This window comes from Corallincola spongiicola (genome assembly GCF_004284785.1).
GTDB classification, from domain to species: Bacteria; Pseudomonadota; Gammaproteobacteria; order Enterobacterales; family Neiellaceae; genus Corallincola; species Corallincola holothuriorum.
In genome coordinates, this window is the sequence record NZ_SHLY01000003.1 from 325,555 (window position 1) to 339,553 (window position 13,999).

Below are 13,999 nucleotides of genomic sequence, written 5' to 3' on the forward strand. Positions count from 1 at the left end.
CCTCACACTGCAGATTTCACCTCTAATTTGGGTTATGAGCGAGCAGGGCGTTTGCGGCCAATATTTCGAATCATCTGCCGCAAAGAGTGCAGGCTGACGGAGAATTTTAGCAGTGCCTGCCGGTACCAGCTTTGCTTTTCAAATTGAGCGAAGTAACTCTGCCAAAACTGTTCCATTAACTTGGCGTCGTAACCCAGCGTTCCTCGGTACAGCTTAAACAGTTCACGTCCTACGAGGTAATGATGTTTGCTGGAGTTTACTGCTTGCTGAGTTGCTTTACCGAAATCAATGATCAGCGGCGTGCCATCGATGGTGATGAAATTATAGATATAGGGGTCGTTACTGGTGATACCTTGTTGATGTAAACTTGCCAAATATTTAGCCATGGCGGGTATTTGGTCGGTGCCTACCGATGTTAGCTCATCACCCTCAAGGTATTCTCTAAGGTATAAAAAGACCGTTTGGTCCCCCTCTTGCCAGCTTTCAAAGCCAAAGGTTTTGGGGGCGATAACGCCGCTCATTGCTCGCAGAATATTTTCCTCATGCTCCCACGGGCGACTTTCGGTCAACTCCATATCTTTGTCGTAGGTAAAAAGCTTCGCCACATAGCTTCGTTCGGCATCATCAAGTTTCATTGTGAAGCGCCGACCGCTGAGAAAGGGCTGATCAACTAATATCGTTGCCTCACCTTGTTTGATGCGCTGATAAAACTGCTTAAAGTCGAGCTGAGAAGTCGGGTTACTCAATGTTAATCTTCTTTCTGTGTTTTCAAAGACGGAGTTATGACTGCTTTTCAGAGACTAGGCGCATTAGTGCCTGTCCCACCTCTGGGTGAACAAATTGCTCTACGTCGCCACCGTGAAGCGCCACTTCTCGTACTAATGTGGATGAGATAAATGAGTTGGATTCTGATGGTGTAAGAAAGACGCTTTCTAACCCTGGCATCAGTCGGCGGTTCATATTGGCGAGCTGAAATTCATATTCAAAATCGGACACGGCACGTAAGCCTCGGATCATCACTGTGGCATCGTGATCTTTGGCGAAGTTGACCAGCAAGCCTGAAAAGCCAACCACTCGTACTTTATTCTGCAGATGTTGGGTGGCTTGCTCTGCCATTTTTATCCGCTCACCCAGCGAAAACCATGGGCTTTTACTGGGGCTTTCTGCAATGCCAACGATAATCTCGTCAAACAGCTTAGCCGCGCGCTCAATCAGATCGGTGTGGCCGTTAGTAATCGGATCGAAGGTACCCGGATAAATAACGCGAGTTGTCATTCAGTTAGTTCCAGAAAACGAGAATGAGGCAATGATAGCTTTGCTGGAGAATGAATCAAATCAATGCCAGTAGTTTCTTTCGCGCTTTATCGAGATTGTAGTGAGTTGAAACCCTTAACTTTGCCATCCATCCCATTTTTTCACGTATCTCGGCAGAGCTTGCCAATTCACTGACTGCTGAGACTAAGCCATCAATGTCATTTAGAGGCACTAGTCGACCATATTTATCGTCAGGTAAGAGCTCTCTGTGGGGAGGGATATCGTAAGCGACGATGGCTTTGCTCGCTGCCGCGGCTTCAATCAGGGTATTCGGACAACCTTCGTAGAGAGAGGGGAAGACAAAGATATCGGTACTCTTAAACAGTAACGGCATCTGCGTAACAAAACCGGTAAACCGCACACAGTCATTTAAGCCTCGTTGAAGTACTTCCTCTGTTAGTTTTTGTTTTAACTCGCCGGCTCCAGCGATCAGCAGAACAAAATTGATGCCTTTCATTTTTAGTTTTTCGGCCATGGCTAAGAGCGCCAGCTGATTTTTTTGTTTGACCATCCGCCCGGCGGTACTGAGCACAATTTCGCGGGCTTGCTTTGCGTAAATTGGCGGCGCATCAATCATCGTAGTATCTAATTTGACACCGTTTTCAACCACTGTGATGTTTCGGTCAGGAACTATGCCACCACAGCGGTCACTGAGACTTGCTTTTACCGCTTCTGAGTTAGCGATAACGCGATGAATGCAACGTTCAAACAGGTAGCAGTTTAGCCAATTGCGTTTTATGCGATGGGGCATTCCTCGGCGGAAGATAATATTACTAACACCTGCCATCGCTGCAGCAGGGGCTGCTAACTTGGTATCTGCCGGCGTGTTTAGTAGCAGGGTTGTGATGCCTAAATGCTTAAACTGACGGGCAAGAAGTACCATCTTTGTCAGGTTTAGAAAGCTAAGATTGCTGATGGTTAAAGGGCGCGTCGGTATGTTGGCCTTTATCAGTCGTGATTCGATCTCACTCCCCGGGCGACAGAAAAAGATGACCGAGTATCCCTGATTGTGGCAGAACTGCGCTGTCTCAAAGTGCCACTTTTCGCCCCCGCCCCAGCTGGTGCATGTGTTAACGAAACCGATAACTTTAGCTTGGTGAATTGCTGCATGTGTGCTCATTTTGTGGCCACCTTTTCGTCGTAAGTCCCGCATATGTTGCTTAACATGGGGGAGTTCGGATGAATTGTTGGGCTCAGAACAGGCTTGGCAACAACTAACTTCTTAGACGCTGCAATCCACTCGCTTAAAGCAAAATAAGCAATACTTCTTAGGAAAAACATATCTATTACACCGGACCATTTTTGTGCGCTAAATCACATATAGTTCATAGGGTCTTGTGAGTGATTAAAGTTCCGGCGTAGGACAGATATTATTTGGTATATAGGTATTACAATTCCTTATAAAGAGTGTAATAACGCGCTGCAATGCTTTCGGGAGAATATTCAGCAAGACGTTCTAATGCGTTTTCGCAATACTGATTGCGCTTCTGCTCGTCTTCGATCAGTGTGATTAATGCCTGTTGAAGTTGTAAGGCATCACCGGGGGCGACTAATTTGCCTGTCTCTTCATCAGTAATCAGATCCGGAATGCCTCCTGCGTCACTGCCGATAACTGGAGTACCATGCTGCCATGCTTCAAGGATGGTTGAACCCAGCCCTTCTGATAGCGAAGGGAAAAGCAGGATATCAACCGCGGACAGATAACTGCCGATGTCTGTTTGATGACCAAGAAAGTCGATGTTGGTCAGCCCTTCAGCTTGCTTTTTTAACATCAATTCATCTGGGCCACTGCCAAGAAATAAAAACTGATACTGAGGGTGAGAGGCTTCGCATTGGCGCGCCACTTCAATCGTGACGTGATAGCCCTTGTGGTGCAGTAACTTGCCAATTTGGGCGATCAGAATTTTGTTTGGGTATCTATTTTTGATCTGTTGAACGGCATCAGGTTGCGCAGCAAAACCAGAATAACCGCTGGGAATGATGGTGGTGTGTATGTTCTTATCAAGGATCTTTACCTGCTTAGCGATCGCACGACTCAAACAAGCAACGACAGCTGCTTTTTTGTATATTTTTTTGGCTATCCATTGTTTCTTTACTGGATTGTCGACTCGCCGAGTAATGATATAGGGAAGGTTAAGTAATCTGGCTTGTATCGCACACCAGTAGGCGGCCTTGCCATCATGGGCATGAAACAGCGTAGGTCTTATGCCACGGGGTGGGATACAAGAGAAAAGATGATGTCTGACTTCGTGAACCGGAATACCGATGGCTTCAAACATCGGAAGTAATGGAGACCCTTTTAATAGTACAACGGATTGCTGTATGCCATGTTGCTTTAGTGCTTGCACTAAATTAAACGTTTGCTGCTCGCCGCCGCTAAAGCCTCGGGCTAAATTGACGTGGCAGATATGCGGGCCGGCAGCATGAGGTTGATCCAGACCGTTATTATTTAGCATTATTGAGCTTCTTTTTTAATCGCCATTTACCTTCCAACCATTTGCTGGATAAGAGTGCGCCTCGTAAGCATTTTGTTCTTATCCAGTCCGCAGTATTACCGGGAATGTGGTGGCTAGGATCACAATATTTCTTGTACAGGCGTTGCCAAGCCAAATGATGTATGTAGGTGATGATGCTACCAATGCGGTTCGCTCGTTCACTGCCGCTAAATTTTGTATTCAATCCTAAACCAACCACTTCCGGCTCGCCGATGATGAGGTTGTTGGCGTAACACAGATCTGATTGGCGCTTTGATTTGGGGCTGTAGTCATGCAGGTGTTTAATTTGGATTGATGGGTCAAATCGCTGCAATGCTTTGAGCCAAAACTTTTGTGTGCAATCAGGCATAAAATAGGGGTAGCCGTCATGTTGCTCTTGGCCTTTGCGTGATTCGTCGTAGGGCAAATCATCAAACCAAGGTATATCCCAGAGCGCTAGCAAGTCTTCGGTCAGACCAAAGTAAAAGAAGTCGCAGGCATGGAACACGACCGGTAACCCTTTTGCGTAATCTCGGGTAAAAGTATTGTTCACTACGACGCGCTCTTTCAAGAAACAGCATTCATCAGCGCGCTTCGGAAATTTCTGCTGTAGCTTCTTGCAAGCATCGCTGGTGAGAAAGTTATCTGAACGTAACTTCATCGCGTAACGGGTTTTCACCTGCTTTAAGCCATTAAGGGTGGAAACAAGTTGGCGATTGTTATTGGTTTTATCAGCACTGCCATCGGCACGATAACGATTGATGTTTGGCCCCGGATCGTCATTCAATAGTAACTCATCAAAATCCAGACCTTCTGTGGGCTGTCCTTTCCAAGTGGATAACAGGATGTGCGCGCCAGGTAGATGCTTACGCACGCTAGCTAGAGAACGTACGGTGATCCCTTCGTCCATATTACGGTCAGGAGAGGCTTGTACCGGCCCCTGAACAACCACTGTGATATCTTGGTTTGCGATGGTCATTTAGTTATCACTTGTTATTTGGCCAAAAACTCATCGTATTCCGCAGGTACACCGCAAAAGATCACTTGTTGACGTTCAATGAGCTGATATTGGATCAGTTTATTCTGGGTGATCAATCGGTTATATAACGGTGCGACATATAGCTCGCCATTCTTTAACGAGGATGCGGGGCTAGTTGCTTCGGCTGTAAACGCTGACAGAAAGTCTGCTGCGTTGGCGAAATAATAAAGCCCATCGCTGCATAGGTCTGAGATCGGCTTTTTCTCCGCTGTCTCAACGACTTTTAAACTATCTGGCGCAGCAGGGCGAGCGTAGGACCAGTTGTCGCCGTCGCCTTGAAAAACCTCGAGATAGCCATCCACTTCTCCAATGAAGTCGGGAAAGCGGAAGTCAGGACGGAATGTGTCAATATTAAAGATGGTGATTTCGCCTGATGATATTCCTGCCTCTTTCAGGCCCAAAGCAACGGTTTCTGCTTGGCCACGGGTTTCTCTGTCCAAAACAATACATCGCCAATCCGCAATACCAAGTGCGTTACAGCGCTCTGCGATAAATGCGGGCGTATCGTAATCACTGCGGCAAATGAATAGAAAAGGCTGTTGCTGAAAATAGTGATTAAAGCTTTCAACGGCATGATCAAATAACGGCTTTCCGTGGCCTGGCAGCATGTATTTGGGCTGCGTATAACCGGCTTTAAAAAAGCGGGAGCTCAGCCCCGCCATCGGTATCACAATCATCTATTTTGTCTCCGCAAGCGATAGTGCTTGTAAGCGTTGATAAAGGCGCAGGGCATTCGCCAGCAAAGCCATCTGTCGCCGTTCATCATCATTGTGGAGTGGCAACATCGAAAGAAACAGGTGTACTTGCATCGCCAATAATTGCTGCTCGTTGCGACCTAGTCCTTGTGCACTGCGGGTTAAGAACAACGCTTCTACTTGGTCATGGGTCTCTGTCGTGGGCAGGTTGAACTCAAGCGAGTAACCATCCTGTGTCAGCTGGTAGTAGCCAGCGATAATAAAGTCGTAACGACCCACCACAGAATGGGCAAATTTGGCCAGGTCATAATCGGGATTGCCGTAAACGGTTAGGTTGTCTTTGTTATCTAGCCCTCGAGGGTCGATCACTTTGATTTGCTGGCTACGGAAGTCATATAAGATATTGCTAAAGCAGAGGTCGCCGTGAACGATAGTGCCACTGCTAGCAGCTGGGATAGCGTCAAGGGCGTTTGCTGCTATCTGATTTAAGTTAGGGAGCGGTTTGCCGTTTAAATGCCAAGGGTGGTTAAGATCGATTCTGTTTTCTTTAGCAAACAAAGCTAAGCGCTCGGTCGTTTTGTCACCAAAGAGCTTTGCTGGCGCTATTTCTGTGTCTTCAGGAGCGACATGCTGACGGCACTGCATAAAAAAGTCTAAGCAGGCTGTGCCGATACGCCGCCAAACAAAGGCGGGCAGATTGCCAAATACCCACATCTCGTTAAGGCTGGTGAGGTACAGATATTCAATGGCGTACCCTGGCTGCTCATCATCGTCTAAAGCGCCAAGGTAATTGGGGGTAAAGCGTTTCAATTCGGTCGGTAAACTGGCGAACCAATGGGCTTCGGCACGCATCTTTTGACGTTTATGACTGCGTTTTTGTACTACACCGTTCTCGATCGCCATCTGATTAAACACGCGGGTGGTGGATACGTGTGTTTTCGAGCGGTAGTAGGTGTGCAAGTGGCCAAAATCAAACCATTCTTGGCATTCAAGTGGCTTTAATGGTTTGGCAGCCGCATAGCGGTTAATGCCATCAATAAAATTGCCACGCGCACGGGTGATGGATTGAATCAATAAGCGGGCATCCGAGAATGAGAAGTAGCCATTGACGACAGACTCCGCCCGCCTAGTGACTAGATCGCTTTCTTGTAACTGACTGAGCGGAGGCGTTTGCTCACTGTCATAAATAGCCCACGCATAATTATCATCAACTGGGCTTAGGGTGATGATATCCTCAGCTTCGGTGGGGAGATCATATATCAGCGTATCACCATGAAGAATACGAATTGGGCCGTTGGCATGGCCTAGTAAGTTCAACGCGCATATTACCGACTCGCCGAGGCTTAATCCCTCGGGTAAAAACAGTGGTTCAATATTCAGTTGTTCTAGGATCCGGCGGTCATACTCGGGTAGTTCAAACGCTTCCGGTAGAGAAAGGACAATACGTTCATTGGCCGGCAGTACTTCGCGTTGATAGCGGTAGAGTCGACGATTGCCTACAGGCAAGAATGCGGGAGGCAAACGGCCAAATTCAGATGAAAACTCTTGCCCTATGTAGGCTGCGGAGGTGATTAGGAACATGCGTTCTTTTCTTCTTCCAGCAGTTGATGGATCTCTTGCTCAGTCAGCTTGGCAAACTCCGATGGGCGAATCGATTTATCGTCAACATAGAAACCGTCAAACCCGCACCAGGGCTTACCTACAATGACTTCGTCGTAAGGCACGTTATGTCGTTCTAACCATTCCAGAATGATGGGCAGGGTGTGCACGTTAATTTTGCCGACGTTGCCTTCGTAAGTACGCATGTTGCGTGCGGTATGGATGACAATTTCGAAGCCTTGTTCTCGATACTGCTTTAGCTTGTTTACTACTGCCGCGTTCGGTGAGACATTTTTATAGTCACTGGTTTCAGCAGAAGTGATGGTGCCATCTAAATCAATAACGATACGCTTCATACAATCCTCATATTAGACAGCCAGGGCAAACCAATGATCCCAGCGTTAGCTAAAGTCTAAGTTAAAAATGCCTAGTTGACGTTTAGAAAGCGTTATAATGCCACAACTTGGCGTTGCCAAGGTATGATAAAACGCATCAAAAGGGCTCCTCACTATGGCATTAAAGCTGCTCATTATCAGTTCTTATAAAGACACTTGGAACAGTGTGCGGCCTGAAGCCGAGATCTTCATTGGTATGGCTAAACTTGGTGTTGATGTGACTTTGATGACGCAAGGTGATGCTGAATACGTACCGCGCTTTAGAGAGCATGGCGTTAAGATTATCGACTACCACCCGACCAAGAAATTTCAGTGGAGCGCGATTAAACGCATTCGTTCGGAGCTCAAACTTGGTGGTTACGATGCTGTGTATATGTTTAACAACAAGGCGATTACCAACGCATTGTTTGCTGCCATTGGCTTACCCGCCAAAATGGTAAGTTACCGAGGCCAGACTGGGAACATTTATCGCTATGATCCCACTTGTTACTTAACTCATCTTCATCCTCGTTTGGACGGCATTATTTGTGTGGCAAATGCGGTGCGCGACGACCTTCGTCAGTATGCGTATGTCGCTGATGATAAAGTGGTTACTGTTTATAAAGGGCACAGCTTGGACTGGTATCAGGACAAGCCGGTAGATCTGGCGGAATTCAACATCCCGGCAGATGCTTTTGTGGTGGGCTGTGTGGCTAATGCTCGTCCGCGTAAAGGGTTGCCTGTGCTAATTGAGGCGACACATAAGCTACCAGAAAACAGTGATATTCATATTCTGTTGGTGGGCGGGGGGATGGATACGCCGGAAGTAAGACAGCTGATTGATGCTAGTCCGATGGCTGACAGGATACATCTGGCGGGTTTTCGCAGAGACGCACCTGCGATAATTGCAGCGTGTAATGTATCGGCATTGCCTTCGACTAAAAGGGAAGGGCTACCGAAGACAGTGATTGAGGCCATGGTTTATGAAGTAGCGCCTGTCGTCGCCGATACTGGCGGTAGTGCGGAGCTGGTTGTTGATGGTGATAGTGGATTAGTTGTGCCCCCCGGTGATAGTCAAGCATTGGCTGATGCCATCGCAAAGTTATGGCATGATCCAACGTTCTGTAAGCAGATGGGGATCCGCGCCAAGCAGCGTATTACTGAACATTTTCATACCGATCTGGCCGCTCTTCAGACCAAAGAGTATTTCGAAAAGCTGATTGACAAAGCATAAAACCAACGCTTAAATGTAAATGGGAATCATTTGCGTTTGGGTGAGGTGGGTATGTTTCATATCGATGCCAGATTGGAGCAGGGGGTGGCAGTCGTGACCATAGCTAACGCCATCACCGGCTGTACATGCCTTTGTTGGCGAGAAGATAAGGTCTCAGATCCTGCTCAGTGGCGTGCCATTAAACCCCTCTTTCAACAACTCATGTTGCTGTCGTGTCTCGAGGATTCTTTAACACCAATAGTCGCTGGGCATCAATTTGCTAGAGAGCAACAAGTTATTAATCTTGACGATTCAATATCCACAGAGCCAAATACTTATTGAACACATAGTGACTGGATTGAAATGCGAGTAGTAGGCCGTGTTTGCCATCGAGAAAGCCGCGTTGGATCAGATACTTCTTTAGAAAACTCGCCAGACTGTGGCCCAGTATGCCCACCACCGTGGTTCGCTTTCCTTTAGCATGTTTTTGCTTGGCCCAGTCATTCGAGTACCGCAGCGATTTGGCCATATAGTCATGAAAGTCATCAGCGGTATAGTGCAGCAGATCCCCCGATAGTGGGCGCACTTTATCTTTACTTACCAATACCTTTTCATGCACTAACGCGTCATCGTAGTGAAAACGGTTGGTGGCGTAGAGTCGCACAACACGATCTGGATACCAGCCGCTATGACGAATGAAACGTCCAAAAAAATCGGTTAGACGATTGATGCTGTATGCGTAATTTGGATCTGCATTGGTCAATAACTGATTGATTGAGTGTTGAAGTTCTTTTGTCACAACTTCATCACTATCCAACCATAACAGCCAATCGCAGGTTACCAATTTTTGGGCTGCTTGTCGTTGTGGTCCAAACCCAGGCCATGCCTTACTGGCGTGGACGACTGCTCCAGCAGCTTTCGCTATTTCAAGCGTGTCATCGGTGCTGCCGCTATCTAGGATCACAACCTGATCGGCCCAACTAACACTTGCTAGAGCTTCTGCAAAGCGAGGGCCAGCATTTTTGGTGATCATCGCGACAGCTAGCGTTGCTCGCTCACTCATTGTTCAGTCTTACCATGTGTCGATTCGATTTCTGAAGGCTGCGGCTCGGAATGACAGATTGTATTGAGAACCTGTTCAACCGAGATATCTTTTAGGCAGTTGTAATGCCCCAGTGGGCAGGTTTTCTTGAAGCAGGGTGAGCAATCGATCCCCAGATAGATTATCTGTTTGTTCTCACTTAGCGGTGGTGTGAATTCCGGGCTAGAGGAGCCATAAATGGCGACAGTAAAAACCCCTGTCGCTGCAGCCACATGCATTAAGCCTGAATCGTGGCTGACCACAGCATCAGCCATGCTGAATAGATCAATGGTATCGGCCAGTTTAGTTTTGCCACAAAAATTGTATAGATGTGGCAGGCCGGCCGGGGCTATCTGTTCGGCAGCGGCCATCTCTTTGGGCGAGCCTAATACCCAAACCTGGTAGCCTTTGGCGACCAATTGCCGTGCCAGTTCGGCGTGATATTCCACTGGCCACTGCTTGGCCGGGCCATATTCTGCGCCAGGGCAGATACAAACTATCGGCCGTTCGGTGGACAGCTCATGTTGGTTCATTAATGCAAAGCGATTCTCAGTGTTGGTCTCCAACGCTGGTGGTAGTATCTGATAGTTCTCTGTTGCGGCTTGTTCCGGAGTCAGCCCCAATGATAAGAAGCGTTTCACTGTCATATCATTGATTTTGCCATCAACCACAGTCGGCTTGCGCTTTCTGACATCAGTGAGAAGCCAGCTTCTCAGCTCGCCACCGAAACCTACCCGGACAGGGATCTCTGCGTAATAGGGAACCAGAGCCGATTTGAATGAACGGGGCAAAATAATCGCTTTATCATAGTTGCGTTCCCTCAGGCTTTTACCCAGAGCACGTCGTCCCGAGAACGCGAATTCGCCATGACCAAATGGCAGGTCTATGGTGTCGTTGACCTCAGGCATTCGTTGCAAAATAGGCAAAGAAAACGTCGGGGCGACCACATCAATGATGGCTTCGGCATCATCCTGTTGCAGCTGCTTAAACAAGCTTTGGGCCATCACCATGTCACCGACCCATGCTGGGCCAACTACAAGATATTTCATGCTTTTCTGCGTTCTCCGCGAACTTATTTATTCAACCAGGCCAGATATTCAGCTACGCCTTGGGCGACGGTTTTAAATGGTTTGTTATAACCGATGGAGCGTAACAGTCCCATATCGGCTTCGGTAAAGCTTTGATAGCGACCTTTGAGGTGTGCGGGGAAAGGGATGTATTCCACTTTGCCTTGACCATGGTAATTGATGACCGCTTCGGCAACCGCCTGAAATGGCTCTGCGGCACCGGTACCCAAGTTGTAGATGCCGGAGGGCGCTTGTTCTTTCCAGCACCATAAATTGACGTCGCAGACATCGCTGACATAAACGAAATCACGGGTTTGCCCACCGTCACCATAGCCATCACAGCCTTCAAACAGTTTCGGATTCTCGCCAGCGAGCACCTGATTGTTCAGGTGGAAGGCCACACTGGCCATACTGGCTTTGTGCTGCTCTCTCGGGCCATAGACATTGAAATAGCGGAAGCCAATTACCTGGCTATCAATCTCCGGTAACAACTGGCGCACGTATTGGTCAAACAGAAACTTGGAGTAGCCGTAAACATTGAGCGGCTTTTCATTGGCGCGGTCCTCTTTGAAGACCGGCCCCATACCATAGACTGATGCCGACGAGGCATAGAGGAACGGGATACGTCGCTCAAGGCAGTAATGCAGTAGATCTTTAGAATACTGGTAGTTCACATCCATCATGAATTTACCATTCCACTCGGTAGTGGCTGAGCACGCACCCTCATGGAAAACCGCTTCCACATCACCGAAGTTCTCGCCGGAGACGATCATGCCGAGGAACTCATCTTTATCCATATAATCAGCGATCTCGCAGTCCACCAAGTTGGTAAACTTGGTGCCATCTTCCAGATCGTCGACCACGAGAATATCTTGGTAACCTGCTTGATTGAGGCTTTTTACCAGGTTACTACCGATAAAACCTGCGCCACCTGTGACAATAATCATCTGTTGTTCCGCCAAACTGTTAACTAAATCAGGATTATGACTATCTATTTTGCCTCAAGTGCCGCTCCAGAGGAAAATAAGTCTGCCGTCGGTAGTTTAGCCGAACGGACGATGTTCAGGGATGTAAACACGCTAACGGCGATCCAAAAGAATGAAAACTAAAGACCGTATCATTCAAGCTAGTCTTGAATTGTTCAATAAGCATGGCGAGCGCGCCATGACTACCAATCATATAGCAGCGCACTTAGGTATTAGCCCTGGCAACCTTTATTACCATTTTAGGAATAAAGAAGACATCATTCGCCGCATATTTAAAGAATATGTCGCACATATAGGTCGTAGTTTTCAGCCCCGTGATGATGGCAATGTTTCGCTTGAAGTGATGATGACCTACCTCGATGAGATCTTCGAGAGCATGTGGCGTTTTCGCTTCTTCTACAGCAATCTGCCTGAGCTGTTGAGTCGTGATCCTGAATTGCAGATCCAATACCTGCCGTTACAGGAAAAATTGGCGCAGCGGGTGATCGCGATTTTGTCGATGCTGAAGCAAGCGGGGGCACTGAATGTCGAAGAGCAAGATCTTGAAGACTTGGCCCATACGGTAAAGATCGTCGTCACCTTCTGGATCAGCTACCAAACCACGCAAGCCCCAGAGGAACAGATCACCAAAGCCACTATTTATCATGGCGTTTTAAAGGTGTTGTTTATTCTCAAACCCTATTTTGCAGAAGAGTACCTGCCATCCTTGGAGCGCTTGCAAAAACACTATCGCAAGTTGGCCGACATCCGGCAGGAAGCGGAAAAAGTGGTGTTCCCTTAATCTATTAGCTTTGCCAAGGAGTGTCCGATGTCTAGTCTAACCATGAGCGATAAATCCCCATTGATTAGCGCGGCTGGATTAGCCAAGCGGATCTCCGAAGCTAGCCTTATTCTATTGGACGCGACCATGTTGATGCCTACGCCTCAGGGAAGGGCTGCGTATCAACCGACAGAGCGTATCGCTAATGCCCGTTATTTCAATTTTGATACCGAGATCTGTGATAGCTCAAATCCATTACCCCATATGATGCCCAGTGCTGAACAGTTTCAGGCGCAAGTGCGCGCGCTGGGGGTTAATGACGACAGTCATATCGTCGTCTACGACACCCTCGGGCTGTTTTCTGCTGCACGCGCCTGGTGGATGTTCCGCGCCATGGGGCATAAGCATGTTTCGGTTTTAGACGGTGGTTTACCTGCGTGGAAGCGCGTGGGGTTGCCGACGGATCACTATCCATTAAAGGCAACATTTTGCCCTGGGGATTTCACTGCCAAACCGCAACCCAAGCTATTTTGCGCTGCCAATGAGGTGTTGGCAGCGTTACAACAATCAGGGATAAAAGTGGTGGATGCCCGAGGGGCTGAACGCTTCTCTGGTACTGCGCCCGAACCACGAGCAGGCATGCGCAGTGGTCATATGCCCAATGCCGTGAATCTGCCGTATGCGTCGCTGTTGGATACCGACGGTTGTTTAAAGCCGCAAGCAGAGTTAGCAGCGTTATTTGCCAAGCAGGTGGGGAATGCTGAACGGTATATCTTTAGCTGTGGCTCTGGGGTGACCGCGTGCATTCTGGCGCTGGTGGCGGAGGTTCTTGGCTATCAGAACCTCTCTATTTACGACGGTTCTTGGAGTGAATGGGGCGCAAGTGCGGAGTTGCCAGTGGTGTCAGACTGAGCACTTATTGGTTATAGATGGAACCGTCTTGGTTCCAGACTGGGTGTTTTGTTATTTTCCTCTGTTCATTTAAATCAAAATTGCGGGCTAACACTTCTCTGTTGGCCTCAGTTCATTAAACTATGCTAAGAACATCTCCTTTTGTTAGCTAGGTTCCGCCATTGCTCGTTGAACGCATCAAACACATTACTGGCCCCAACTTTGAACGGGCCGAAGGTACGCCGCTTATTATTAAGCGAAAAGAGGGCCTTATTATTGCTGTGCGTAGCGGGGATGACTTTCCTGTTTACCGGGTTTCTGCCGCGATAGGGCGAAATAAAGAGACTTTGCAGCCGTTGGGATTTTGCCACGTCACCGTGGACCATATCGAAGATGCGCGAGACGGCGCATTATTTGTGTGGCAAATCGCAGGTAAACAGGCTGCTCGTCGTAAGTGAATACTGCTCGTTGGTATGAGAGTTAGTCTGAGATGAAAAAGCCCCGGC

The 13,999-nt window shown here is 48.0% G+C and carries 15 protein-coding genes; 4 read left to right on the top strand and 11 right to left on the bottom strand.

The window, feature by feature from the left end; all coding sequences use genetic code 11:
- Window positions 1-32: 32 nt before the first annotated feature.
- From EXY25_RS11715 to EXY25_RS11750, 8 genes are all read right to left on the bottom strand, one after another.
- Window positions 33-746 carry a protein kinase family protein gene (locus EXY25_RS11715; RefSeq protein WP_114337669.1) on the bottom strand — a complete coding sequence of 238 codons (714 nt, stop codon included), beginning with the start codon at window positions 744-746 and terminating at the stop codon, window positions 33-35.
- Between the two features lie 34 nt (window positions 747-780).
- Window positions 781-1,275, bottom strand: coding sequence for a pantetheine-phosphate adenylyltransferase (gene coaD / locus EXY25_RS11720; protein WP_114337670.1), 495 nt, complete (start codon window positions 1,273-1,275; stop codon window positions 781-783).
- A gap of 55 nt (window positions 1,276-1,330) precedes the next feature.
- On the bottom strand, window positions 1,331-2,434 hold the full coding sequence (locus tag EXY25_RS11725; RefSeq protein WP_165419342.1) for a glycosyltransferase family 4 protein: 1,104 nt from the start codon (window positions 2,432-2,434) through the stop codon (window positions 1,331-1,333).
- Window positions 2,435-2,702: 268 nt separating this feature from the next.
- On the bottom strand, window positions 2,703-3,770 hold the full coding sequence (locus EXY25_RS11730) for a glycosyltransferase family 4 protein (protein ID WP_130566914.1): 1,068 nt from the start codon (window positions 3,768-3,770) through the stop codon (window positions 2,703-2,705).
- Entirely contained in the window at window positions 3,760-4,767 is a 1,008-nt protein-coding gene (locus EXY25_RS11735; protein WP_130566915.1) for a WavE lipopolysaccharide synthesis family protein, read from the bottom strand. Before EXY25_RS11735 ends, EXY25_RS11730 begins: the two co-directional genes overlap by 11 nt.
- Before the next feature lie 14 nt (window positions 4,768-4,781).
- Window positions 4,782-5,504 carry a glycosyltransferase family 2 protein gene (locus EXY25_RS11740; protein ID WP_130566916.1) on the bottom strand — a complete coding sequence of 241 codons (723 nt, stop codon included), beginning with the start codon at window positions 5,502-5,504 and terminating at the stop codon, window positions 4,782-4,784.
- Window positions 5,505-7,103, bottom strand: coding sequence for a phosphotransferase (locus EXY25_RS11745; protein WP_114337675.1), 1,599 nt, complete (start codon window positions 7,101-7,103; stop codon window positions 5,505-5,507).
- Window positions 7,094-7,477, bottom strand: coding sequence for an HAD hydrolase family protein (locus EXY25_RS11750; protein ID WP_114337676.1), 384 nt, complete (start codon window positions 7,475-7,477; stop codon window positions 7,094-7,096). Before EXY25_RS11750 ends, EXY25_RS11745 begins: the two co-directional genes overlap by 10 nt.
- Before the next feature lie 154 nt (window positions 7,478-7,631).
- Between EXY25_RS11750 and EXY25_RS11755 the strand changes: the two genes are divergently transcribed.
- The gene (locus tag EXY25_RS11755; protein ID WP_130566917.1) at window positions 7,632-8,729 is read left to right on the top strand and encodes a glycosyltransferase family 4 protein; all 1,098 of its coding nucleotides are present in this window, start codon (window positions 7,632-7,634) and stop codon (window positions 8,727-8,729) included.
- A gap of 277 nt (window positions 8,730-9,006) precedes the next feature.
- Here EXY25_RS11755 and EXY25_RS11760 read toward each other — a convergent pair whose 3' ends face one another.
- Genes EXY25_RS11760 through rfaD form a run of 3 tightly spaced genes read right to left on the bottom strand, consistent with a single transcriptional unit; the run spans window position 9,007 to window position 11,803 of the window.
- Window positions 9,007-9,771, bottom strand: a complete 765-nt coding sequence (locus EXY25_RS11760; protein WP_130566918.1) for a glycosyltransferase family 2 protein — start codon at window positions 9,769-9,771, stop codon at window positions 9,007-9,009.
- Window positions 9,768-10,838, bottom strand: a complete 1,071-nt coding sequence (waaF, locus tag EXY25_RS11765; RefSeq protein WP_130566919.1) for a lipopolysaccharide heptosyltransferase II — start codon at window positions 10,836-10,838, stop codon at window positions 9,768-9,770. The genes EXY25_RS11760 and waaF overlap by 4 nt, the downstream gene beginning before the upstream one ends.
- 23 nt (window positions 10,839-10,861) lie before the next feature.
- Window positions 10,862-11,803 (bottom strand): ADP-glyceromanno-heptose 6-epimerase, encoded by a 942-nt coding sequence (gene rfaD, locus EXY25_RS11770; protein WP_114337680.1) that lies wholly within the window; start codon window positions 11,801-11,803, stop codon window positions 10,862-10,864.
- Window positions 11,804-11,954: 151 nt separating this feature from the next.
- On the opposite strand from rfaD, the gene EXY25_RS11775 reads away from it, so the two are divergent.
- From EXY25_RS11775 to EXY25_RS11785, 3 genes are all read left to right on the top strand, one after another.
- A complete protein-coding gene (locus tag EXY25_RS11775) occupies window positions 11,955-12,623 on the top strand; it encodes a TetR/AcrR family transcriptional regulator (RefSeq protein ID WP_114337681.1) in 669 nt (222 codons plus the stop codon).
- Window positions 12,624-12,650: 27 nt separating this feature from the next.
- Complete coding sequence (locus EXY25_RS11780) at window positions 12,651-13,514, top strand: sulfurtransferase (RefSeq protein ID WP_130566920.1); 864 nt, start codon at window positions 12,651-12,653, stop codon at window positions 13,512-13,514.
- A 161-nt stretch (window positions 13,515-13,675) separates the two neighbouring features.
- Complete coding sequence (locus EXY25_RS11785) at window positions 13,676-13,951, top strand: hypothetical protein (RefSeq protein WP_114337683.1); 276 nt, start codon at window positions 13,676-13,678, stop codon at window positions 13,949-13,951.
- Window positions 13,952-13,999: the final 48 nt, after the last annotated feature.